A 22,109-nucleotide genomic window follows, 5' to 3' on the forward strand; every position below is an offset into this window, starting at 1 on the left:
CCCGGTGCCCGGTGCATCAGCCGCAACGAAGCGAAGGGCGAAAAACCGGAGCAGCCCCGCCTGGCAGTAGGGCTCGGAGCAGCCGGTCCGGCGACGAATCGGCGGCGGGGTTTGCACCTGTTCTTGCCCAGCAGTAGCCAACGGCTGATAGATTGTTTTTTGGCCGTTGATAGGCCCCTCGTCCGGCTTCATTGCGGAAGCACGTCCTTTCCGTTGGCCCGGGCGCTACGGCGTTTTCTGCAGCCGCCGGGTGCACAGAATGCTGCCATCAGCGGCCAGCCATTGCAGTAGATACACGCCCTCGGGTAGGTCGGCAGTGGGCATCTGGTTTTGCAGGCCCGCCGCAGCCTGCTGCCGCAGCACGCGGCCCGGCAGGTCGGTGAGGCGGAGCGTGGAACCGGCTTCGGCGTGGGCAAGGGTGATGGTAACGGCGTCGGCCGCCGGGTTGGGATAGAGGCTGAAGGCTACGCCGCGGCCCGCCGGGCTGGTAGCAGTAGGGCGGCAAAAAACGCCCATCAGGTAGGTCCAGAGTTGATTGTCGAATGATGACAGCGCCAGCTGGCGCGGGCCGGCCGCTTCGCCCTGCCGCACCACGACCAGCCCCAGGCTGGGCACCACGTAGATTTTCTGGTCGTTCTTGCCCAGGGCGGCAATCATGTCAGCCGGGGCGGCGGGTATCAGCGGGCCCGGAAACGTGAGCTGGGAGCCGGGCAGCATGTGCGAAGTCTGGCCGTTCAGCCACCACAGGTAGCCGTAGGCCCGGTTCAGGGGCTGCGAAGGGGTGGTCATGTGCCGGAAGTAGGCCGTGTCGCGCAGCACGGCCGTCTGGTCCCAGGTGCCGCGGTTCTGAATCAGCAGGCCAAACCGAGCCATGTCGCGGGCCCGGCTGTAGTACACGTCATCCACCCAGGCCCCGCCCATGCCGATGCGGTTGCTAAGCTTCTGGCGGGTGTAGGCGTTGATGGTGAGGCTGCTGGCACTGGCCACCACGTTCATCAGCAGCCGGTAGGGGCCGGTGTGGTAGGCCCAGCGCGTGCCGGCGTCGGCGCGGTAGAGCAGGCAGGCGGCACGGGTGTCCTCGTTGGTGCAGGGCGGCGGCGGTGCGTCGTCGAGGCCGGTGGTCATGGTGAGCTGCTGGCGGATGGTGACCAGCTTTTCCTTAGGCCGGGGCACCGACGTCCAGCCCGGGCCCAGGTAGCGGGTGGTGCTGTCAGCGAGGGTAAGCAGTCCGTCCTGCTGGGCAATGCCGACCAGCGCGGCGGTGAGCGACTTGCCAGCCGAGGCCCAATACCAGACCGAATCCTGGGTGAACGTGCCGTAGTAGCGCTCCACTACGATGCGGCCGTCTTTGAGAATGATAAACGACTTGGTTTGCTTGCGGCCCAGGAAGTTCAGCAGGGAATCGAGCTGGGGCTGGCACCAACCGAGCTGTTGGGGTGCCACGGTGCTCCAGGTACCGGCAGGGGCCAGGGGTGGGAAGTAGAGCGGGCCGGACTGGGCGCAGCCGGGGCGGGGCAGGCCGACGAGAATCAGGAGAACGGCGAGGAAAAGTTTCTGCATCGGGAAGCCGGTTTTGCGTACGGGGTTGGACACTACTTCTACTGCTGCGTTTAACAAGGGCCGCCGGAAATAGGCAAAAACTTCGGTATTGGCGCTACTTTGCCTTTCTATGCCTGATTTTACCCCGTGGCCCGTGCTGGGCCGGCTGGCACCCACGCCCAGCGGCTATTTGCACCTGGGCAATGCCGTCAACTTCGTACTGACCTGGCTGCTCGTGCGCCGGGCCCACGGCACCCTACACCTGCGCATCGACGACCTGGACCGGGCCCGGCTGCGGCCAGTTTATGTGGAGAATATCTTCCGCACCATCGACTGGCTGGGCCTCGACTACGACCACGGTCCCACCGGCCCCGATGATTTTGGCCGGAATTTCTCCCAGCTCCACCGTCTGAGCGACTATCAGCAGTTTCTGGAGGCCTTGCGCCAGCAGCCCGACTTGCTCTATGCCTGCACCTGCTCGCGCACCGAAATTTTGGCTCAGTCGCCGTTGGGCACCTATTCCGGGACTTGCCGAAGCCAGCATTTGGCCTTCGATATGCCCGGTGCGGCCTGGCGGGCGCAGGTGCCCGCTGCTACCAGCGTAGCCTTTACCGACTTGTGGCAGGGTCCGGTTGCGGTGAGGCTGGCGCAGGAGCTGGGCGACTTCGTGGTGCGCAAAAAGGACGGGCAGCCAGCTTATCAAATCGGCTCTATCGTGGACGACGTGCGGCTGGGCATCACGCTCATCGTGCGGGGCCTGGACCTGCTGCCCAGCACGGCGGCCCAGCGCTGGCTGGCGCAAAAAGTGCCCGCTACCGATTCGTTCGCGCGGATCCGCCTGGTGCACCACCCGCTGCTGGCTGCTGCCGATGGCCAGAAGCTGTCGAAATCCCAGCAGCAGCCCCTGGATCGGGGTATTCTGGCGGAAGCCGCTTCGCCGCAAGTGGTATATGCCGCCGTGGCCCGACTGCTGCGGCTTCCGGAGGCTGCGGGCCGCTCATTGGCCGCGTTGCAAGCCGCCTTTCCCGACGCGGCTGTCGGTTGATGGGGGCAGTTGTGCCGGGCCCAACGCTGTGGAAGTGCCGAACGGAAAAGCGTTTTTTTCGGGCTGTGGCCTATTCTACTGGCATCGTGACCAATCTTAGCTTGCGCGCAGCTCTTGCTTGAACTCCTCGGCCCAATGGTCGGCCAGGCGGGTGGGCTCGGGCAGCTTGTAGCCGCGCAGGCAGGCCAGGGTGAGGCGCGTCGCCGTGGCCTGGTCGCAGCGGTGGCCGGGGCTCACAAACAGCGGATTGACCTTGTCCTTCGAGCGAATGACTTCTCCCAGCAGCTCACCGCTCTTGTCGGTCAGGGGGCTGATGCTGCCTTTGGTGAGGGCGGGCTCCGTGAAGGTGCCGGTCAGCCGTTGCTTGGCTACGCCGAAAGCGGGCAAATCGAGCATGACGCCAAGATGAGCCGCGATGCCCATGCGGCGCGGGTGGGCAATGCCGTGCCCGTCGACCATAAGAATATCGGGCTGTTGGCGCAGCTTTTCGTAGGCCCGCAGCACGTTGGGCGCTTCGCGAAAAGAGAGCAGCCCCGGAATGTACGGCACTTCTACCGGACCGCTGTGCCACACTTTCTCCACCAGATCCAGCGACGGAAAGCGCAGCACTACCAACACCGACAGAATGGTTTCGGGCGTGGGAAAAGACGAGTCGCAGCCAGCAATAAACTGCGGCTCATGTCCCAGCGGCAGCAGGCGTACGTGGCCGCGAAGCTGCTCCTGCGTCTGGGTCAGCTCGCGCACGAGCAGCGGATCGGCGGGCGGATGATAAGGACGATACATGGCAGCGCGCGTAGGAAACGTTGCCCAGTTGTACTGTAAAGCGCCGGTTCGGGTTAAGTGAGCAGTTCAATAGGGTGCTCTATCTGACGTCTGATTGTTGAAGCACGTCGACTGCGCGCAGCAGGACACCAGGATTAAATTCCAAAAAACCGCCTCTTATACGGTAGCAGCAGGCTGAGGTGCGTCGGCCGGTTGCTGTTGGGCGGCCTCGGACGAAGCGGCCAGCCGCTGCCGCCAGCGCGGATAGAGCAGCAGCTGCCCCTGAATGACGGCCCAGGCCAGAATCATGGGCACGGCCTTGATTTTGTAGGTATCGAAAACGCCGCTACGAATGAAGTGCGGGTAGATATCGGTGGCCGACAGAGAGGTGAACAAGGCCACCAGCGCGAACAAGCCCCAGGCTAGCGGCGTGCTGCGGCGGTAGTGCAAAAACCAGAATACAAAGCCAGTTACGGCAATAATAAAGGTGGGCGACTCCGCCATCTGGTTGAAAATCACCACGAAGATGAGAATGGACGCCACGTACAGGCGACGGTAGTGGGTTTCGCGCCAGGCCTGCCAATACGCCAGCGGCAGCAGCAGCAGCGCCAGGCCCGCCACCTGCACCGCGCCTTTCGACACGCTGAGGCCCAGCCAGGTGTCGAGCACACCCATCAGGGAGAGCTGCACGCCGGTGGTAGAGGCCCGCACGATGTCGTACCAGCCGATGTAAATCATCTGAAAGTCGGCCCAGCTCACGACCAGCAGCGGCGTGAAAGCCAGCACCACCACCCAGAACGCCGCCCAGGCGCTGTTGCGGATGAAGCCGGGATAAAACAGGAAAAGCAGGCCAATACCGACGCCGTAAATCTTGATCAGGAAGGCCAAGGCTATGCACAGACCAGCCCAAACGGGCTTTTTGTTCTCCAGGTTGAAGTAGGTCCAGAGCATGAGGCCCACCAGCAGACAGTTCGCCTGGCTATTATGCAGAGCCGTCATTACGTCGATAAAAACCAGCAGCAGAAACAGCAGCTGGCGACGCACGTCCGGAAACAGGCGGCGGCCGGCCAGGTAGAGCACCGTGTTGTTGAGCACATTCCAGAGCAGTAGGCCGAGCCAGTTGGGCATCCAGGCAAATACGCCCATGAACAGGGCGAAAACCGGGCTGTACTTATAGGTGTCGTAGTAATACTCGGGGTATTCGAGGTAGAGGTTGTTGCCCGCCACCAGATTAAAGAAAGGCTTGACGAAAATCAGGTAGTTGTTGATTGAGCCTTTGAAGTAGTGCTGGAAACTGACCAGCACCGTCAGGACGGCGTAGAGGGCCACTACGAAGCGTGGCTGGAGCAGAAACTGGGAAACGCGGGAAGTGCGCATGCGGCGGGGCAGAGCTGTGAGGATGGCGGCAAAAGTACGCGGAATTGTGAGCCAGCGGCCAGCCACGGCCCAAAAGCCAACCTGCGCCGGGCGGCCCGCGTTAGGAAGCCGGCGGCTAGCCCTACGCATACCGGCTGGCCACCCAGGCACCATGAAGAAACCCGCACAACCCGCCAGCACCGGCTCCGGCCCCTTGTTTGAGCGGCGCTACTGGATCGATATTACCCACCCTACGCTGTCGGCCCGGGCGCTGATGGAGGCCGTGCAGTGCGACGTGGCCCATTTCTCCCCCGACTTGCTGGCCCAGTTTGAGAAGACCAAAGGCCAGGAACGCCGGCTGCGCCAGGGCGACGAATTTTCCATCAAAATTCTGGGCCCCTGGAATGGCTCGGTACGCGTGACGGAAGTGACACCGGAATGCTTCGAGCTGATAACGCTCGAAAACCACCCGGAGGCGGGCCGAATCAAGTTTTCGGTGGAGGCCGCAGGCGCACGGGGTGCCGATACGGTGCGTTTCGAAATTCACTCCTGGGCCCGCTCGCGCGACGGCCTCGTGGCCTTCACCTACGACACACTGGGCCTGGGCAAGCGGGTGCAGCAGCAAACCTGGGAGCTGTTTTGCCAAAAAGTGGCCGAGGCCAGCGGAGGACACGCGCCCGAGCCGGTGCAGGTCGAAACTATCGAGCACGCTCCTACCGCTACTTCTACCTCCGATTCCGACGCGCATGCGTAAGCCCGCCACCAAGCCGCCGCTCTGGGAAGTGCAGCGCGCCCGCCTCGAAGCCTACGGCCAAGCGCAGGTCAATTTCGATCTGGAGCGCACCGCTGAGTGCACCACCGAAACCGGCTGGCTTATCGACGACTACGAAATCGAGCTGCCCGCCGAGTCGCCCGGGCCGCCCGAGGCCCATGGCGCGTGGCAGGCCGGGCAGCAGATTCTGCGCAACTACACCTTTCCGCCCTCCGACCTGATTACGGGCATCTTCGTGCCCGACGCGCCCCTGGAAAACCGCACGATGGTGCTACGGGGCCAGTTCCTGTTTTTTACCTTCTGGTTTGGCGTGCGCATCGGCAGCGTTACGGACGAAACGCGCACCCTGCCCGACGGCAGCCAGGAGCAGGTGTGGGGCTACAACTACCGCACATTGGAAGGCCACTTCGAGCGGGGCCAGATTGAGTTTACGATTCATAAGCAGCTGGCCACCGGCCGCGTGTTATTTCGTATCCACGCTTTTTCGCAGGTGGGCCGTATTCGTAATCCGTTCTATTGGCTTGGTTTCAAGTTGTTTGGTCGCACGTTGCAGCGCCGCTTTTCGCGCGAGTCGCTCCGGCGGCTGCGCGAGCAGGTGGAGGAAATGCTGCGCACTGGCTCCACTACCGTTCGCGCATCCGATGCTGCTGTTTCGCTACCTGCCGGCGCACTTCCGGCACAATAGTCGGGTCGGGCTGGCGCAGCAGGTACACGGCCGTGCCTCGTTCGCGGGCCAGTGGGTTTTGCACCCGCCCCAGCAACAGCACGGAGGCGAAGCGCTGCTCGTCGTGGGGCTCCAGGGCATCTTCCGTCACCATCAGCACGGTGCGTAGGCCGGTCAGGGGCGGAAACCAGTAGGCATAGTCAGCATTGTAGGACACGGCGGCGGGCATCTGGCCGTGGTTGTAGAAGTTGAGGGCGCCAGCCTGGCCGTAGTTGTCGGTGAGCACCAGCAGATGGCGCTGTTCGGTGGGTGTAAGCTGCCGGTAGCCGCGCCGGGCCAGCGCGGCCATTTCACGCCACCCGAGCATATCGGCAAAGTCCTGGGGCAGGGCGTGGTTTCGGCCGTCTTCCCAGCGCAGCAGCCCCAGCGCCTCGTGCGGGCCGGCGTTTTGCTGAATTTCCGTTGGCGTCTGGAGTGGAAACGCCACTCGCAGCACCGGCACGAACAGCCCGACCATAACCAGCAGCAGCGCCGGCCGCAGGTAGCGCCAGCGGCCCCTGCGCAGCACCTGTTCCAGATACACGCTGCCACAGGCCAGCAGCATTGGGTACAGCCCCAGGGCGTAGTAGCCTTTGGCGCGCATGGCGGCAAACAGCAGCAGCGTACCCAGCCCGCTCCAGCCCACGAACCGGTAGGGCCGCAGCGGCGCATACCACCCGAGGCCGACCACTGCCGCCACCAGCAGCGCCAGGCTGTTGAAGAAAAACAGCAGCTGTTCCTTGAAAAAATCGGCGCGCTCTACGTGGACCAGCTGGGTGTTGTGCAGCTCCCGCATGTGCCAAAGCACTGGCCAGTGGTGCTGGTACTGCCAGAGCAGATTGGGCAGAAATACCACCAGCGCCACCAACGCCGCCAGATAGGTGCGGGGCTGCGCCAACAAGCGGCGGTGGGGCGTCAGCAGCAGCGCCGGCACCATTCCCACGACCCAGAACACGACGGTATATTTGTTGAGCATACCCAGGCCCAGCACCACACCCAGCGCCACCAGCCACCGCCGCTGCCCGCCGCGCACCACGCGCAGCAGACAGTATGTAGCCGCCGTCCAGGCCAGAACATCGAAGGAATTGGGTTGAAAAAGCAGGTTCAACCGCAGCAGGGCCGACAGCAGGATGGCAGCAGCGGCCAGAATCTTGGCGTATAGCCCACCACCCAGCTCGTGCACCGCCGCCCAGACCACCGCCAGCGTGAGAGCCCCAAACAGAGCCGGAAAAAAACGCACCCAGAACTCCGTGTTGCCCAGCCTCTGAATGATGGCGGCGACCCAGGCCGTGAGGGGCGGCAGCGACACGTAGCCCGCCGCCAGGTGGTTGGCTTGGTCGAGGTGCAGAAACTCGTCGCGGTGCAGCTCATATACCGGGTGCACCACCAGGTATTGCAACGCTATTTTGAGAATCATGAAGCCCAGCAGCCAACCCAGGTAGCGGCGAGGGGCAGAGTGGTGGGAGAGGAGCATACCAGCGCAGAAAGTAGCCGGCCGGGGCCGCGTTGTCGTATGCGGGCCAAGATACTCAAGTGGCGCGGCCAACTTTCGGCCGTCGTCAGGGTTATGGAATCTTACCTTTTTCGCTTATGTCAGCAACCAAATCATACGCGGCTCCTACGGCCACGTCGCCCTTAGCGCCTTTCGAGCTAGAGCGCCGCGCAGTCGGCCCCCACGATGTCCTGATTGAAATTCTGTTTTGTGGCGTGTGTCACTCCGACGTGCACCAGGTGCGCGACGAGTGGGGCGGCTCGCGCTTCCCGATGGTGCCCGGCCACGAAATAGTGGGCCGCGTGCGCCAGGTCGGGGCCCACGTCACCAAGTTCAGGGAAGGCGACCTGGCCGGCGTGGGCTGCATGGTCGATACCTGCCGCACTTGCCCCAACTGCGCCCAAGGTCTGGAGCAGTACTGCGACACCCACATTTCCTTCACCTACAACAGCACCGAGCAGGACGGCCAGACCATCACCTACGGCGGCTATTCTAAGCAGGTAGTGGTGGCCGAAAACTACGTGCTGCACGTGTCCGATAAGCTCGATTTGGCGGGCGTGGCCCCGTTGCTGTGCGCGGGCATCACCACCTATTCGCCCTTGCGGCGTTGGGATGCCGGCCCCGGCACGCGGGTGGGCGTAGTGGGCCTGGGCGGCCTGGGCCATATGGCCGTGAAGCTGGCTGCCGCCATGGGAGCCGAAGTAACCGTGCTCAGCACCTCGGCCAGCAAGGAGGCCGATGCTAAAGCCCTGGGAGCCCACAAATTCGTGGTAACCACGGACAAAGCGGCCCTGGGTCAGGTGCAGAACTACTTCGATCTGATCATCAACACCGTGGCCGTGGCCATCGACCTGAACCCCTACATGATGCTCTTGCGGCTGGATGGCACGATGGTGATGGTCGGGCTGCCGCCCGAAGCCCCACAGGTGCAGGTGTTTCCGCTGGTGGGCAAGCGCCGCCGGCTGGCCGGCTCCCACATCGGCGGCATCGCCGAAACGCAGGAGATGCTCGACTTCTGCGCCCAGCACAACATCACTTCCGATGTGGAGGTGATTCCGATGGACTACATCAACGAAGCCTACGAGCGCCTGGTAAAGAGCGACGTGAAATACCGCTTCGTCATTGACCTGGCGACGCTGTAAGCAAGCGCAACGGTTACTACCGACAAGGGGCGGCCACACGAAAGTATGGCCGCCCCTTGTCGGTTTAGGTGCCCGGCAGCTAGCAACAAAGCCAGATGACTACCGCGTGGCGTAAACGCTCTGAAACGTGCCGGCTACCGCGAAACGTCGGCGCTTGGCTCCTGGGCGGGGCTCGGCTTCGCAGAGCACGGCCCGAAACGTGCCCCGAATCGTGTGGCGCTGCGCATCAATAGCCAGCACTTCTACCACGCCGTCGTTGAGGCCGCAGGTGGTAGAATAGGCCGTGGTGGTGCCGTAGCGGTACGAGGCATCGCGCACGTGCCCGCTCAGGATTTCCTTGAAGCGGTACTGGCCCGGGGCCAGCGGAAACTGGTCGATAAGAATGGTCAGACCCTGGTCGTCGGGGCTGTCGGCGCGCACCAGGTTGAGGGACAGCACCTGATTGACCCCCGTGCTTATTTCCAGGCGCGAAAAAGCAGTATCAATGACTACCAGCTGCCCGTTGAGCTGCAGCGTGAGAGCCGTGAGCCCGGCTGCACCGCGGAAATCCGGCGCCTGGGCCGAGGCCAGACCCGTCGCCAGCCCGAGCGCCAGCAGAAAGAAACGTAGCCGCATACACAAGAACGTAAAGAAGATACTACCCGCCGCAAGGCACAAACCACGCCACAAAACGGCCTACAGCCGGCTGAATTGGTAGGAGTCGTACTCGATAAACGGGTTGATGCGCATTTCCAAGCCGGCTACTTTCTTGCCTTCCACTTTGAAGATGGCGGGGAAAATGCCGTACGTGGGGTTGGAATACGTGGCCCGGAATTCCTGCCCGTCCATGTAGTCGAGCGTCGCCGTCAGGTTGGGATGGTTGGGGAAGCTGACGAGCAGCTGCTTGCTTTTTTTGCTGACGGTAATCGGGCCGAACAGCGGATGGGTGAACTGCCCGGTGTAGGCCTCCAGAGCCAGCGGCAGCTTGGCTTTCTTGGCCACGCGGCTTTGCAGCTGCGCCACGGCCGCGTAGGTTTCCTGGTCGCCGGTGCGGGCTGCCGGCAGGTAGGCCGCGCTGCGGTTGGTGTAAGGCACGTTCAGGTAGCTATCCAGAATCTGGTAGCGCAGCGCCTCAAAGAAGCTTTGGTTATCGTTGTTGGTCAGAATGGCAATGCCCAGCTGCTCCTCCGGCACAAAGCACACGTTGCTTACGTGGCCGGTGGCCCCGCCCGTGTGCCAGAACACCTGGCTCCCCGCGTAGTCGGCCGAAAGCACGCCCAGGCCATAGGTCGTGAAGTGGGAGGGCAGCAGGGCCGATTTGCGGGTGGAGATGAGCGTGTTCGGGTCGCGGGTTTTGCGCAGGGCCGCCCAGTTCATCACCCGCTTGCCTTCGTAGCGGCCACTGTCAAGCTGAAACTGCAGCCACTTGCTCAAGTCGTTGACGCTGGAAACCATGCTGCCGCAGGGGCCGATGTTGTCGATGTTGTCGAAGGGCATCAGGGCCAGCGGACCAAACGTGTTGGAATAGGGCAGGGCAATGTTGGGCCGCTGCCCGTAGCCAGTGGTGCCGGTGTAGGTGTTGCTCATCCCCAGCGGCAGCAGAAAATTCTGCTGCACGTAGTCGTCCCAGCTCGTGCCGCCGGTGGCGGCCGGAATCACCAGGCCCGCCGCCACAAAGCCGGCGTTGCAGTAGCCGTAGTCTTTGCGAAACTGCCCGCCAGGCTTCAGCAGGCGCATGCGCTGTACCACATCGGCCCGGCTCAGGTTCGAATCCCAGAAGGTGAAGTCGCCCTGGAAGGTCTTGGTGCCGAAATGATGGCCCATCAGGTCGCGCACCGTTACGAGCTGGGAGGCGAGGGAGTCGTAGAGACGAAAGCCGGGCAGGTACTTGTCGGCTCGGTCGTTGAGGGAGAGTTTTTTGTCGTCTTCCAGCTTAGCTAGGGCCGTGCCGGTAAAGAGCTTAGTGTTCGAGGCAATCATGAACAGCGTGTTGGCGTCTACCGGCTCGGGCCGGCCCAGGGCCCGCACGCCGTAGCCCTTGCTCACCACCACTTTTCCGTTTTTTACCACCACAATGGCCAGCCCCGGAATCTGCCACTGGCGCAGGCCCCGCTCGATGTAGCGGTCCAGACTGTCGGTCATGAACCGGTTGGGAGCCGTCGGTTGCGCCGCTACGGGTTGGCTGGCGGCACCCAGCAGGCCGCCGGCAAGGGCAGAGAATACAGAAATTCGGGAGAGGAAAGAGGGCATAGAGCGGAAAGCAAAGTCAAGGAAAAGAACGGGCCTGCTCTGCGGCTGCCCCAGAGAATACCAGCCCTTGAAAGTGGGATTATAAAACGACAAAACCGCCTCTGCCGGGACAGAAGCGGTTTTTTGGCGTCGAAAATGGCCTCCTGCCGGCTAAAGCCCGGGCAGGGCTACTACTTGCCTCCGTTTATCATGTCCGAAACAATGCCTTTGCCCTTCGTCAGCTCCGACCACACCACGCCCACTAGGTGTAGCACGATGAAGGCCAGCACGAGATACATCGTGAAGTTGTGCACCTCCTTCACGGTGTGCTCCAGCTTGTGCAGAAACTCCACGTCGTCGGCGTAAATCAGCACTAGGCCCGTGGCCACCATCACTACCAGCATCAGATAAAATGCCAGGTAGGAGTATTTCACCAGCAGCGAGTGGCGGGCATCCTGCAAATCGGGGCCTACCTGCCGGAAATAGCGGCGCGCCTCCGCCAGGCGGGCCCCAAACCGCTGCGAGCCCGCCTGCAAAAACTCCAGCACCACCCGGAACAACAGCAGGAACGACAGCGCCACCCCCAGATAAATGTGCCAGTCCCAGATGCGGTGGCTGATGATGCGCGTCAGGCCCCGCACCTGCTCCCGCGTCATCGTAACGCCCTGCTTCTGCAGCACCGCCTGAAACTCGGGGCCCACGGTTTTCATCTTCAGAATCACGTACAAAAACAGGATGGTCGTGAGCAGGCCCGAAATCACGGCGGCGCTGCTCCAGTGCCAGAGGCGCAGCGTGAGGGAGTATTTCTGCTGGTGCGTGGCAGGTGCGGTAGCGGTGGTAGCGGGTATCATGCAGACGGGTAGGAGAGGAAGTAAGGAAACGAAGAACGGTAATTTATGACTTTAGCGCAGCCTCCATTCCTGAAGCTGAGCGGAGTCGCCCGGGCAGGCTACTGCGAAGTGCAGGGTGCTGTAGCTCCTGTTTTGGGCCGTTGCCGGCGCGGCGCCAGGCACAGGGGCTCTATGAAGCTACACCGGCCGTCGGGCAGGTCGGCCGCTGTGCCACGGTTCGGCCCGGATACTCGGCCAGGGCGTGCTCCAGGCAGTTCAGCGCCGCATCGAGGGCCTCGCAGTTGAGCACGTAGGCCATGCGTGTTTCCTGCTTGCCCAAGCCCGGCGTGGCATAAAAGCCGCTGGCCGGCGTGAGCATCACGGTCTGGTGCTGGTGGGAAAAGGATTCGAGCAGCCAGCGGCAGAACGTGTCGCAGTCGTCGATGGGGAGCTGGGCCATTACGTAGAAAGCGCCGCCCGGCACGGGGCATTCCACGCCGGGCATAGCCTGCAGCCGCCGCACCATCAAGTCACGACGGGTCAGGTATTCAGCTTTGGTGTGGTCGAAATAGGTGTCGGGGAGCTCCGAGGCGGCTTCGGCCAGCACCTGGGCCAGGCCGGGCGGGCTCACGCGCATTTGCGCAAATTTGAAAGCGGCCTGCTGCAGCGCCTTGTTTTTGGTGACAAATGCCCCGATGCGCGCCCCACAGGCACTATAGCGCTTCGAAATAGTATCGAGCACCACGATGTGGTCGTCGGCCCCGCTCAGATGCAGGGCGCTAACAAAGTCTCGGTCGTAGCAAAACTCCCGGTAGGCTTCGTCAGACAGCAAATACAGATTGTGGCGCAGACACAGATCTTTGAGCTGTTCCATTTCGGCGCGGCTATACACGTAGCCCGTTGGGTTGTTAGGCGTACACAGCAGCAGCGCCTTGGTACGCGGGGTGATGCAGCGCTCAAAATCGGCCAGTGGCGGCAGCATAAAGCCAGTGGACAGGTGCGATGTGACAGGTACGATGCGCACGTCGGTGGCCACGGCGAAGGCGGTGTAGGCCCCATAAAACGGCTCGGGCACGATCAGCTCGTCGCCGGGATTGAGGCAGCTCATCAGGGCAAAAAAGATGGCCTCGCTGCCTCCGGTCGTCACCAGAATATCATCGGCCTCAACCGGAATGCCGACGCGCTGGTAATACGTGGCGAGTGTGCGCCGGTAGCTGGGGTAGCCGGCTGAGGGGCTATATTCCAGCACCCGGATATTGGCCTGCTGCACCGCCGCCAGCATGACCGGCGGGGTTTCAATATCGGGCTGCCCGATGTTGAGATGATGCACATGCACGCCGCGCTGCTTGGCAGCATCGGCAAAGGGAGTGAGCCGCCGATACGGCGACATCGGCATAGCGTGGCCACGCTCAGAAACTTCCAACATGCGCTAAAGGTAAGCACCCGCCGCAGGTTGGTGGGGCCATAAAGCAGAAAATGAAGGATGAGCCCACAAAAAGCAGCCAAATGCGGTTTTAACAACAACACGCCGCTGCCGGTTTGCTTGTCATGAGTACTACCAATCTGCCGGAAGTGTGGCTGCGGGGGCCGCTACCCGAAGTGCCGGCGCTGGTGCAGCCCGTGGCCCACGCCCTGCTGCAGGCCCGCGAAGAGCTGAATGCCCAACTCGCCAATTTCCCCGATACCCAGCTGTGGGTGCGCCCCGCCGGAGTGGCTTCCGTCGGCTTTCACCTGCAGCACCTTACCGGCGTGCTCGACCGGCTTTGCACCTACGCCCGCGGCGAGGCCCTGACGCCCGAGCAACTGCAGAATCTTGCCCAGGAAGAGTATGGTTCGGTAGCGGCCGGCACAACTCGGGCGCTGCTTCAGGCCTTTGATGAGCAGGTGGAGCACATGCTGGCCCAGCTGCGCCGCACCAATAAAGCTGCGTTGCGGGAGCCGCGCGGAGTAGGCCGGGCGCAGCTGCCATCCACGGTGCTGGGGCTGCTGGTGCATGCCGCCGAGCACACGATGCGGCACCTGGGGCAGGTGCTGGTCACGGCTCGTATCGTGGGTGCGCGGGCAGAGTAGCGGCACGGGTGGCACGAGGAATACCACAGGTCCGGCAAAAGGGTGAGTAGGTAGTGGCCCCACCAGTTGCGCGCGGTTGAGGTTGGGCTAAAGTCGGCCGCAATGCTTGCTTATTGGTATATTATTCTCTAAATTATACAAGTTATGCCAGCCGCGCCCGCGCTGGTGGTTGTCGTCTCCTGGCCGCACCTTTATGCTGTAAACGCTACTCAACCGGCTCTTTCCACCCTTCTTGCCTGCTCGACTATGACATGGATAAGAAGCAGTGTGCGGCCTGCCTTTCTTTGGCTCCTTCTTGTCTGCTGCGCGCTTTCCTGGCCATCGGTGGTGGTGGCAGAAAGCGGCAAGAAGCCCGGTGCAGCCGCCCCTAGCGGCTCAACGGCCGTACTATATCTACGCGCCCTGCTCGATACTGCCGCAGTAGGTCCAGCCGCCACCTACGCCCGGCTGGGGCTGCGGGCCGGCTCCGTGGTGCAGGCGTTTTATGCCCAGCGCAGCTTCGCGCCCGCCTGGACGCACCCCGACTCGGGCTGGAATGCCCAAGCCACAGCGGCCCTGACGCTGCTTGGCCAGGCCCGGCAGTATGGCCTGCTGCCGGCAGCCTACAGGCTGCCCCAGCTACAGGCCCTGCCCGATTCACTGCGCCTTTCTTCCAAGTCCAAAGACCAGGCCCTGCAGCTGGCGGGCTTCGAGCTGCGCCTCACCGATGCGCTGGTGCGCTACGCCGCTCACCTGCGCTACGGCCAGCTGGATGCCCGCACGCTGACAGCAGCGACGCTGGAAGGGGCAGCGGGTCAGGAGGCTACTGCTCTGCTGGAGCAAGCCCTGGCGGCGGAGAGTTTTGCCCCCGCTTTTCTGCGCTGCCAACCCCGCAGCCGCGCTTACTTGCGCCTTCAGCAGGCCTGGGGCCAGACGCTTGCCATGCCCGATTCGGTGCCGCATGGTGGCAACGAGGCCGACTTTCGGCGGGTGGCCGTGAATCTGGAGCGGCTGCGCTGGGAAAGCACCACCGCCGACACGGCGGAATACGCGCTGGTGAATATCCCCGCCTTTCGTCTCCAGCTGATTCGGGGCGGGCGCGTGGTGCAGACGCACCGCGTGGTGGTGGGCAAGCCCGAAACCCCCACCCCAACGCTCAACAGCCGGCTTATTGTGTTCGTGACGGCGCCCGACTGGCGCGTGCCCTACAGCATTGCCGTGAACGAAATGCTGCCCCAGCTGCAGGAAGACCCCAGCTACCTCTACGACAACCACTACCGCCTCTACGACTACCGCAACCGCCTCGTGAACCCCTGGAACGTGCGCTGGCACACGATTACGCCCGAAAAATTTCCCTACACCATCAAGCAAACGGCAGGCCGCCACAATGCCTTGGGCAATATCGTGTTCTACTTCCCAAATCAGCACACCGTTTTTCTGCACGATACGCCGGCCCGCTCCCTGTTTCAGAAGTCGCAGCGGGCCCTGAGCCACGGCTGCGTGCGCGTAGAAAAGCCTCTGGCCCTGGCCGCCTACCTGTTGCAGCGCGAAAATCAGCAGGCCGCCCTGCCAATCGTCAAGCGCAGCATTGCGCAGCAGGATAAATGCCGCTTCGACCTGGCGCGGGGCCTGCCCATCCAGATTCGCTACTACACCTGTGAGGCTGACAATGGCCGCCTGCGGTTCTACGCCGACGTGTATTGCCAGGACGAGCCTATTCTGGCCGCTTTATTGGACCAATAGCTCTGGTCCGGTTAACACCTGCCGAAATCTGCTACTAGGGCGTGTGGACAGTAATCGAAAAAGCAGTCCTGAATGCTTTGTGAACGTCCTGTCGAGCAACGCGAGACATCTCGCGTGCGGACGTATGAGTAGTCATCCAACGACTCTACGTGAGATGTCTCGCGTTGCTCGACGTGATGTTCTTTATTCTTAACTGTCCACACCGCCTAGCACAGGGGTGCTCTTAGCCACGCTTGCGGCTGAATTCCTGCTACTGCTGCCAACGTGCCGGTGCTCTGCTCGCAATTGCTCGGTACACCAGCCGGGACTCTTCGCTGAGGGCCGCGAAGCCCACCGATATTACACGGCTCAATACAGCGTTAAATCTGCAATAGCAGCGGTTTGTCCCGATAAAAATGGGGTTGGTGTAATAAACTTTCCTTTGCTGGGCCGGCTACCTACTTTTCCACAGTCAATTGGATTCTACACCACCTATCGGGGGCCGCAGCACAGCGGTGAACCGGTGTTCCGTCGGCACTCCATCGTGCCTGCCTACTGCCGCCCGACGCTTGCCGCCCCCGCCGTGTATGTGTGAGAATGAAGGATTGGTTTGGAAAGGAAATAAAAAAAAGCACCTAATAGGGTGCTTTTTTTTGTGGGGCGACGTGTAGGAATCAGTTGATTGATAGGTGCGTTTCCTGGCAAAAATCGCCCAACGAAGTTAGCTGATCACGAGCGTCCTGCTGGAGTGGGCCTGGCTGGTGGTAGTGGTAGCCTGTCCCCGCAGCCAGAGCTGAAACTGCTGGTTTTTGTCGCTGTCGTTCATGCCTCCCACCGCAATTTTGCCATCGGGTTTCAAGTAGTCCGTGGTGCTTAAATGGTTGCGGTTAGAAGCGCTGATGATGCGCCCCGCCCCGGGGCGGATGAACTTGGAAAAGTGGCCGAGGTAGTCCCGGAGAAAGTCGCGCTCCTCGGTGGCCGTAAACCCGCACGATTTCCAGCGCTGCTTGGTCATGGGCTCGTTTTGGACGCTCAGGCCCCACACGGGGATGCTCTGGCGCTCAGATTCCGGAATAAACTTCACGTAGTAGTTGGCTCAGGCATGGCGGTACTGAGCCAGCAGCTTGCTGCCGCGCAGCAGCTATCTGCTGCTGGTGGCTGCTTTCGTGGGTATCCAACATGCGCAGCTCCACCTCGGGGTGAAAGCCCAACTCGCGTTGCAGCCCCGCCAGCCCAGGAATCAGTAGCAGCGGCCACAGGAGCAAAAAGCGGAAGAGATGTTGGGTCACCCTAGTGGCAGCGTAGGCCCAGCGTTGGGGAACGGCGCTACCAACTATACACGCTTGGGGGGAGTTGCGTTTCTGGCTGCGTGGCTTCCCTACTACTGGCTAGGTGCTGCCATGGGTGGCGCTAAGGGCATAGTGGGCGTTCGGCTTTTCAACTACCAGCTACTGCCCAAACAGCAACTTAAGTGGGCCAGAGTTGCTATTCTGGCAAATCCTCACTGTGTGGGCGCATTTTGCTCAGCGGTTTGCGGGGCCTTCCAGCCGGTTGGCATCGTCGTACAGGGGCATGTCTCCCAACAAGCGCCCACGCATCTTGCGCCGCCAAAACTCGCCCAACGCCGGACATTCGGCCAAGGCGTGCACTACGGCTAGCTCCTCACGCCGCTCGTACTTCACGCTGTTGACCAGCGTAAGGGGCCATTCGGAATACAGTCGCTCCGTTAGCTCTAGCGTGTCGGTGGGGGCCACCAGGCCGGGCTGCAGCACGCGCATATACCAGCCTGTCCGGCCCGAGTCCTGAAGCCACTTGGGCAGCAGCGGCAGCTGCCAGCGGCGGCCCAGCTTGTAGCAGGGCGAGCGGGGCTGGGAAATCTGCACCACGGCTTCCCCGAAGCTGAACACGTCGCCCAGGCACACGTCCTGCTCGCGCCACTCACCGGCCAGAGTCAGGTTTTCGCCGAAGCTGCCGGGCGGCAGCGGCCGGCCCAGGCGCTCGGCCCAGTGGTGGTAATGTACGCCCGGGTACACACACAGTGACTGGTCGAGGCCGCCGTGGTTTTTCTGGTCGGCCTGGGCATCGCCGGCCAAGTTCAGGGTGTCCAGCCACACCGGTCCGGTTATTTCAGCCTTGCGAATAGACGAAACCCATAGGCGGCCCGGCGGCTCGGTTGCTGCATCACCGCCGAAGGTTTCAGGTTGGCCCACCCGGATGGATGCCAACGGCAGCGACAGGGAAACAGGGCGCACGGTCATCATAGCTGCAAGAATAAAGAAAGCCCGGTGCATGGGACGCGGCTCACTTCAAAGCGAGTTACGTTGCTTCCCAAACAGCACATTGATTAGTACCGAAAAAGCCCGCCGATACTACCAGCGCCGGCCGTGCTAGGGCCGTTGCAGTAACTCAACAAGAGCGAAACTGGTGCTATTCAACGGTTTTATTTGAATAAGCTTCACTGCCGAGCAGTAACGCGGCAAGCGTGCAAGGGTAGCGTTAACGTGCCTATCAACCACTTTAAAGCGGTTTCGAGGTCAATGGTTAGTAGCGCGAACTTTGTCGTTCTCGTCGCCGCGCCATTCGCAGTCGTTCTATCGGCGCGGCGACGAGAACGACAAAGTTCGCGCTACTGCTGTCCCGTACACGGAATCCGAAACAGCTCTAGGGGCTTCAATAGCTCAGAATACCTCTGTTTCATTGCTGGGCCTTCGTCACCGATGATACAGATCATTCTACCGCAGGTAGGGCATTGCGGTTTGGCTACGTTTATAAATCAGTGCTCCGGCCAATAGAAAAGCAACAGGGCACCCGGTTAGGAGTGCCCTGTTGTGAAAAGAAACAAGAGCCCTGACGCGGACGTCGTAAGCCACCCACGTCAGGCTTGAGAAGCCTGAGCTTAGTACATGATGTCGATACCCGATTTGTCGCCGACGGACAGGCCGTTGCGCTGGATATTGAAGGTGGAGCCATCCTTTTTCGTGATGGTAGGCTGGCCGTTCGAAGAGAACGAGAACGAGCCGTACATCATGATGGAGCCGAAATCCAAAGCGCCAAAGTCGGTGCCGGTGTAGCCCGAAGCGCTGTACTTGGAGAAGTTGTTGGCGTAGCCCGACTGGATATTCTGGGTGAGGATGTTTACGAAAGTATCCCGGTCGTTGCGGGTTTGCTCGTGGAACAGGCCAACGGCGTGGCCAATTTCATGAATCGTGTTGCCGGTAGAGCAACCCGAAGCCAGGTTGATATACTGACGGCCCCCAATCATACCGATGTTGGACGAGCAGCCCGAACCCACCTGGAACGTAACGTAGCTCGACTGTGTAGTGCGCCGCACGAAACGCACGGGCGTGTTGGCCTGCCAATGGGCAATGGCGTCGGTCACGCGGGCTTGGTTGGGCAGGTTGGCGTCAATGGTGTAATACACCACGGCGCTCGGCCATTTGCCGGTGTTGCGACCAGCGCTTTCGGTCTGGGCGCGCTCCGAGCGTACTTGCTCCTGGGTCAGCAGGATATCACCCTCAAATACGTTTTCACCGTTGATTTGCTGATAGGCAATCGACTCTCCACCGAATTTACCGGCCAGAGTAGTACCAGTCTGGCTTGGGTAAGCCTCTTCTACTTTCGCATCCTGCTTAGCGGCCGAGCCAGTTGGAACAGCTGCTTCTTGCTCTTTAGAGCACCCCGTCAATGAGGCGATTCCAACACTGGCCAGGAGTGCGAGAATAGGGAAGGTCGTTTTCTTCATACAGACTTAGAATGTGGTTTGGTTGGATTGGGGATTTGGCAAATAAAGGGATAGTATGGCTATGTAACTAGAAAAATATTGTGGCATTCGTTAAAATTACCTCAACAAAGCGTCCATTTCCTTGTATTGGCTAGCTGCGTAAACAACTATTCGGAAAAAAGTACAGCGGTTGTCACTTCTCGAGGCTACCAGTAGATAAACCGCTATAAGTATTTTGCCTATTGTGCCTTATGCCTGGAACAACTTCTTATCGGCCCAAAAAGTGCCGAACGGCACCACCGATACTACCAGCGCCAGCAGCGCCTTGCCCCACGACCAGCTACGGGCAATGCTGACCTGAATAACAAGCAGCACATAGAGCACGAAAAGAACCCCGTGCGCCATACCCACCAGACGCACTGCCTCCGGCTGCCCGGCCAGATACTTAAGCGGCATCGCAATACCCAGCAACACCAGGAAGGAGACGCCTTCCAAAAAACCAACGGTCCGTAGACGGCCCAGCGAGGTCCGCAGCAAAGAAGCAAGCATAGCGCGAAAATGAAAGTGAGTGAGGCCGCAAGGTACGGCCGGGCCGGCCAGTAGGCTGCGGCCCGCTCCCGCTTAGCTGGCCTGGCCCTCGCAGCCTAGCGCAACGCTCGTAGTTTGGGGCTTACTGGGGGCCGCCGCCGCAAGCTCAACCTAACTTCCGGCGGCGGCCTACCGTAAGCCTGACAGAGATTCACTTTATTCTGTCCTGACTATGAGCCAAAACCAAAAATCATCCCGCACCGGCCGCATGGCCCCCGACCAGCCCACATTTGCCCGCTCTGCTTCTGCTCAAACCAGCTCCGACTATGCTGCTGCCAACGGCTCCCTGCTTGATAAAGCAGCCAAATGGGTCAACAAGGGCAGCGTATCGGATCTGCTCGGTCGACTCACTACAACCCAGAAAGTCGTGGGCGGGGCGTTGCTGCTGGTCGGCGTTGGCTCCCTGCTCCAGGGCAGCAAAGCTGGGAAAGCCAGTGCCGGCACTACCAGCGGCTCCCAGGCCGATACGCTCAACGAGCTGCTCTACTTCGTGAATGACCGGATAGAAGGCTACCAACGCGCCGCGAGTGAAAGCAAAGATGCCGAGCTGACGGGCTACTACAAGCAGCTGGTGAGCCAGAGTCAGCAGTTTGCCAACGAGCTAAACGGCTACCTGCGCCAGCAGGGCAAGGAGCGCCAGACCAGCACCACCCTCAAAGGCAAGGCCTACCGCGGCTGGATGGATGCCAAGGCGCTGCTCACCGGCTTCGACGAAAAGGCTATTCTGGGCTCCAACGTCTACGGCGAAGAGTGGGCCCTGAAAGCTTACCAGGATGCCCTCGACGACCATACCCTCAGCGGCACGCTACGCCAAGCCGTGGAACGCCAGTATGCGCAGTCGCAGAAAACCTACCGGGAGCTACAGAAGCTGGAAGCCAAGCAGCAGTAGCAACTACCCGCTACTGAGCACAAAAGCCCCGCCGTAATGACCCGCTGGTCATTGTGACGGGGCTTTTTGGTGCCAGGCGACAGTAGTGCAGCAGCATGTGTAGCGGGTCGGTCGACGCTTTTGGGGGAGCCGGGCCGGTGGAGGGCGGCGGCTGCACTATGGCTTGGACTTCTGTGTTCAAGCTGATATTGTATAAGCTTAATAGAATCAAATGCTTATACATCCTCTGATGTATAAAGCCACTGTCAATGACAAAAGTATCATAGAACCAAGGAACGAGCCTCTTGCACCCTGAGCTAACTATTTAGGCATACGACGGCAAAGAAAAATAAAGAGAAAATGGGAACACATTGACAATGCAGAAAGGCATCCAGTGGCATATCTTTTTTGTAGCATGTGCTGGCGCAAGTTCAGTGCATCGTATCTCGTGCCGGTTCATGAAAGTGAGCTGTGCCTCTACAGTCAGAACGATAACGCCACCCGTATTGCTCTGATTAGTGCGTTGCAGTGTTGCGAGAATGAGGTATAACCCCACGCCAAAGCGATTTGTCAAATGAAAGGTACATATTGCGCCTCGCTCTATCCTAATTAAGTAGTGTCGAAGGATTTCCATGTGAAGCTTGCTGTAGAATAAAGCAACTTCGCTTTTTTAATTCCTTCAACATAATCTTATATCTATTGCTTCTAGGAATATTCATTTATACAAGTACGGTATCTGTGCCTGTATAAATGAACTGTATGTTTAAATTTAATTTCTGATAAAATGAATCCAATGTTTGTTTTGCGTCGATGCACTGTGGCTTTTATTCTGCTACTTGGTGTGATATATGGTTTAGTTAGTTGTGATAAAGCTGAGGTGTACGGCCTAGTTAAAACAGAAGATAGTCCGTCTGATATAGTGCGAAATAGGTTTTATGAAATGGATTATGGTAGAAAACTAGTTCAGAGATTCAGTGACACAACAAAGCTATATTGGGAGCCACAATGGCGGAATTCTTATGATAAGATAGACAAACAAGGAATATTATACAGCTATGTTCCATTATTGCCAAAACTTCGTGTTAATAAAAATCTTCGATGGGATGATAGAGTCGATATAATTGGTGTGAGAAAATTTATTATAGTTGAGCACAGGGGTAAAGAATTGTCGTATAATATTGCTACTTATAGCAGATTCGTGAACCATGTATCCTTATCGTTTGCCGGCTTGTGTGTGATAGCCGCAGTGGTCAAACCAGTTCCGGGCGTCCCGGCTGGTAATGCAGTCGATAGCCTGAGAGAGGGCCTGTTT

At 60.3% G+C, this 22,109-nt stretch carries 20 protein-coding genes; 8 read left to right on the plus strand and 12 right to left on the minus strand.

All coding sequences use genetic code 11. From position 1 onward, the window contains the following. Positions 1 to 225 precede the first annotated feature (225 nt). Positions 226 to 1,560, minus strand: a complete 1,335-nt coding sequence (locus tag E5J99_RS18080; RefSeq protein ID WP_135499224.1) for a serine hydrolase — start codon at positions 1,558 to 1,560, stop codon at positions 226 to 228. Between the two features lie 109 nt (positions 1,561 to 1,669). Here E5J99_RS18080 and E5J99_RS18085 point away from each other — a divergent pair, with 109 nt between their 5' ends. After that, the gene (locus tag E5J99_RS18085; RefSeq protein WP_135499225.1) at positions 1,670 to 2,584 is read left to right on the plus strand and encodes a glutamate--tRNA ligase family protein; all 915 of its coding nucleotides are present in this window, start codon (positions 1,670 to 1,672) and stop codon (positions 2,582 to 2,584) included. Between the two features lie 96 nt (positions 2,585 to 2,680). Here E5J99_RS18085 and nfi read toward each other — a convergent pair whose 3' ends face one another. Next, the gene (gene nfi, locus E5J99_RS18090) at positions 2,681 to 3,367 is read right to left on the minus strand and encodes a deoxyribonuclease V (protein ID WP_135499226.1); all 687 of its coding nucleotides are present in this window, start codon (positions 3,365 to 3,367) and stop codon (positions 2,681 to 2,683) included. 156 nt (positions 3,368 to 3,523) lie between these two features. Beyond that, complete coding sequence (locus E5J99_RS18095) at positions 3,524 to 4,723, minus strand: glycosyltransferase family 87 protein (protein ID WP_167852206.1); 1,200 nt, start codon at positions 4,721 to 4,723, stop codon at positions 3,524 to 3,526. Between the two features lie 151 nt (positions 4,724 to 4,874). On the opposite strand from E5J99_RS18095, the gene E5J99_RS18100 reads away from it, so the two are divergent. Together E5J99_RS18100 and E5J99_RS18105 are read left to right on the plus strand one after the other, a co-directional pair. Next, complete coding sequence (locus E5J99_RS18100) at positions 4,875 to 5,456, plus strand: DUF1990 family protein (RefSeq protein ID WP_135499228.1); 582 nt, start codon at positions 4,875 to 4,877, stop codon at positions 5,454 to 5,456. Continuing rightward, positions 5,449 to 6,159, plus strand: coding sequence for a DUF1990 domain-containing protein (locus E5J99_RS18105; protein ID WP_135499229.1), 711 nt, complete (start codon positions 5,449 to 5,451; stop codon positions 6,157 to 6,159). Before E5J99_RS18100 ends, E5J99_RS18105 begins: the two co-directional genes overlap by 8 nt. On the opposite strand, the gene E5J99_RS18110 is transcribed toward E5J99_RS18105, so the two are convergent. Beyond that, a complete protein-coding gene (locus tag E5J99_RS18110) occupies positions 6,098 to 7,651 on the minus strand; it encodes a glycosyltransferase family 39 protein (protein WP_135499230.1) in 1,554 nt (517 codons plus the stop codon). The genes E5J99_RS18105 and E5J99_RS18110 overlap by 62 nt on opposite strands. A 116-nt stretch (positions 7,652 to 7,767) precedes the next feature. On the opposite strand from E5J99_RS18110, the gene E5J99_RS18115 reads away from it, so the two are divergent. Continuing rightward, positions 7,768 to 8,811: an NAD(P)-dependent alcohol dehydrogenase gene (locus E5J99_RS18115; RefSeq protein ID WP_135499231.1), complete on the plus strand. Its 1,044-nt coding sequence runs from the start codon at positions 7,768 to 7,770 to the stop codon at positions 8,809 to 8,811. Positions 8,812 to 8,910: 99 nt separating this feature from the next. Here E5J99_RS18115 and E5J99_RS18120 read toward each other — a convergent pair whose 3' ends face one another. The 4 genes from E5J99_RS18120 to E5J99_RS18135 form a co-directional block, all read right to left on the minus strand. After that, complete coding sequence (locus E5J99_RS18120) at positions 8,911 to 9,426, minus strand: hypothetical protein (RefSeq protein ID WP_135499232.1); 516 nt, start codon at positions 9,424 to 9,426, stop codon at positions 8,911 to 8,913. 60 nt (positions 9,427 to 9,486) lie between these two features. Then, entirely contained in the window at positions 9,487 to 11,040 is a 1,554-nt protein-coding gene (locus tag E5J99_RS18125) for a serine hydrolase (protein WP_135499233.1), read from the minus strand. 170 nt (positions 11,041 to 11,210) lie between these two features. Next, entirely contained in the window at positions 11,211 to 11,870 is a 660-nt protein-coding gene (locus E5J99_RS18130; protein WP_135499234.1) for a cytochrome b/b6 domain-containing protein, read from the minus strand. A 169-nt stretch (positions 11,871 to 12,039) separates the two neighbouring features. Then, the gene (locus tag E5J99_RS18135) at positions 12,040 to 13,275 is read right to left on the minus strand and encodes a pyridoxal phosphate-dependent aminotransferase (protein WP_135499235.1); all 1,236 of its coding nucleotides are present in this window, start codon (positions 13,273 to 13,275) and stop codon (positions 12,040 to 12,042) included. A 122-nt stretch (positions 13,276 to 13,397) separates the two neighbouring features. Between E5J99_RS18135 and E5J99_RS18140 the strand changes: the two genes are divergently transcribed. Further along, positions 13,398 to 13,919, plus strand: a complete 522-nt coding sequence (locus tag E5J99_RS18140; protein WP_135499236.1) for a DinB family protein — start codon at positions 13,398 to 13,400, stop codon at positions 13,917 to 13,919. Between the two features lie 330 nt (positions 13,920 to 14,249). Then, positions 14,250 to 15,641, plus strand: coding sequence for a L,D-transpeptidase scaffold domain-containing protein (locus E5J99_RS18145; RefSeq protein ID WP_210114484.1), 1,392 nt, complete (start codon positions 14,250 to 14,252; stop codon positions 15,639 to 15,641). A 700-nt stretch (positions 15,642 to 16,341) separates the two neighbouring features. Here E5J99_RS18145 and E5J99_RS18150 read toward each other — a convergent pair. From E5J99_RS18150 to E5J99_RS18165, 4 genes are all read right to left on the minus strand, one after another. Beyond that, positions 16,342 to 16,704, minus strand: coding sequence for a glycoside hydrolase family 30 beta sandwich domain-containing protein (locus tag E5J99_RS18150; protein WP_210114485.1), 363 nt, complete (start codon positions 16,702 to 16,704; stop codon positions 16,342 to 16,344). Positions 16,705 to 17,143: 439 nt separating this feature from the next. Further along, entirely contained in the window at positions 17,144 to 17,881 is a 738-nt protein-coding gene (locus E5J99_RS18155; protein WP_167852208.1) for an MOSC domain-containing protein, read from the minus strand. A 635-nt stretch (positions 17,882 to 18,516) separates the two neighbouring features. After that, the gene (locus tag E5J99_RS18160; protein ID WP_135499239.1) at positions 18,517 to 19,362 is read right to left on the minus strand and encodes a M12 family metallopeptidase; all 846 of its coding nucleotides are present in this window, start codon (positions 19,360 to 19,362) and stop codon (positions 18,517 to 18,519) included. Positions 19,363 to 19,590: 228 nt separating this feature from the next. Continuing rightward, entirely contained in the window at positions 19,591 to 19,890 is a 300-nt protein-coding gene (locus E5J99_RS18165; protein ID WP_135499240.1) for a DUF3817 domain-containing protein, read from the minus strand. Positions 19,891 to 20,101: 211 nt separating this feature from the next. Between E5J99_RS18165 and E5J99_RS18170 the strand changes: the two genes are divergently transcribed. Both E5J99_RS18170 and E5J99_RS21650 read left to right on the plus strand, forming a co-directional pair. Continuing rightward, complete coding sequence (locus E5J99_RS18170) at positions 20,102 to 20,818, plus strand: ferritin-like domain-containing protein (protein WP_135499241.1); 717 nt, start codon at positions 20,102 to 20,104, stop codon at positions 20,816 to 20,818. Between the two features lie 796 nt (positions 20,819 to 21,614). After that, positions 21,615 to 22,109 (plus strand): hypothetical protein (locus E5J99_RS21650; RefSeq protein ID WP_210114486.1); only part of this gene is annotated, 495 nt, incomplete at its 3' end.

Source organism: Hymenobacter elongatus (genome assembly GCF_004745955.1).
Taxonomy (GTDB): Bacteria; Bacteroidota; Bacteroidia; order Cytophagales; family Hymenobacteraceae; genus Hymenobacter; species Hymenobacter elongatus.

Coding starts and splice junctions, on each gene's coding strand:
- E5J99_RS18140 (WP_135499236.1), top strand. CDS start 13,398: ATGAGTACTACCAATCTGCCGGAAGTGTGGCTGCGGGGGCCGCTACCC.
- E5J99_RS18115 (WP_135499231.1), top strand. CDS start 7,768: ATGTCAGCAACCAAATCATACGCGGCTCCTACGGCCACGTCGCCCTTA.
- E5J99_RS18110 (WP_135499230.1), bottom strand. CDS start 7,651: ATGCTCCTCTCCCACCACTCTGCCCCTCGCCGCTACCTGGGTTGGCTG.
- E5J99_RS18170 (WP_135499241.1), top strand. CDS start 20,102: ATGAGCCAAAACCAAAAATCATCCCGCACCGGCCGCATGGCCCCCGAC.
- E5J99_RS18160 (WP_135499239.1), bottom strand. CDS start 19,362: ATGAAGAAAACGACCTTCCCTATTCTCGCACTCCTGGCCAGTGTTGGA.
- E5J99_RS18120 (WP_135499232.1), bottom strand. CDS start 9,426: ATGCGGCTACGTTTCTTTCTGCTGGCGCTCGGGCTGGCGACGGGTCTG.
- E5J99_RS18130 (WP_135499234.1), bottom strand. CDS start 11,870: ATGATACCCGCTACCACCGCTACCGCACCTGCCACGCACCAGCAGAAA.
- E5J99_RS18100 (WP_135499228.1), top strand. CDS start 4,875: ATGAAGAAACCCGCACAACCCGCCAGCACCGGCTCCGGCCCCTTGTTT.
- E5J99_RS18085 (WP_135499225.1), top strand. CDS start 1,670: ATGCCTGATTTTACCCCGTGGCCCGTGCTGGGCCGGCTGGCACCCACG.
- E5J99_RS18155 (WP_167852208.1), bottom strand. CDS start 17,881: ATGATGACCGTGCGCCCTGTTTCCCTGTCGCTGCCGTTGGCATCCATC.
- E5J99_RS18135 (WP_135499235.1), bottom strand. CDS start 13,275: ATGTTGGAAGTTTCTGAGCGTGGCCACGCTATGCCGATGTCGCCGTAT.
- E5J99_RS18105 (WP_135499229.1), top strand. CDS start 5,449: ATGCGTAAGCCCGCCACCAAGCCGCCGCTCTGGGAAGTGCAGCGCGCC.
- E5J99_RS18165 (WP_135499240.1), bottom strand. CDS start 19,890: ATGCTTGCTTCTTTGCTGCGGACCTCGCTGGGCCGTCTACGGACCGTT.
- E5J99_RS18125 (WP_135499233.1), bottom strand. CDS start 11,040: ATGCCCTCTTTCCTCTCCCGAATTTCTGTATTCTCTGCCCTTGCCGGC.
- E5J99_RS18080 (WP_135499224.1), bottom strand. CDS start 1,560: ATGCAGAAACTTTTCCTCGCCGTTCTCCTGATTCTCGTCGGCCTGCCC.
- E5J99_RS18095 (WP_167852206.1), bottom strand. CDS start 4,723: ATGCGCACTTCCCGCGTTTCCCAGTTTCTGCTCCAGCCACGCTTCGTA.
- nfi (WP_135499226.1), bottom strand. CDS start 3,367: ATGTATCGTCCTTATCATCCGCCCGCCGATCCGCTGCTCGTGCGCGAG.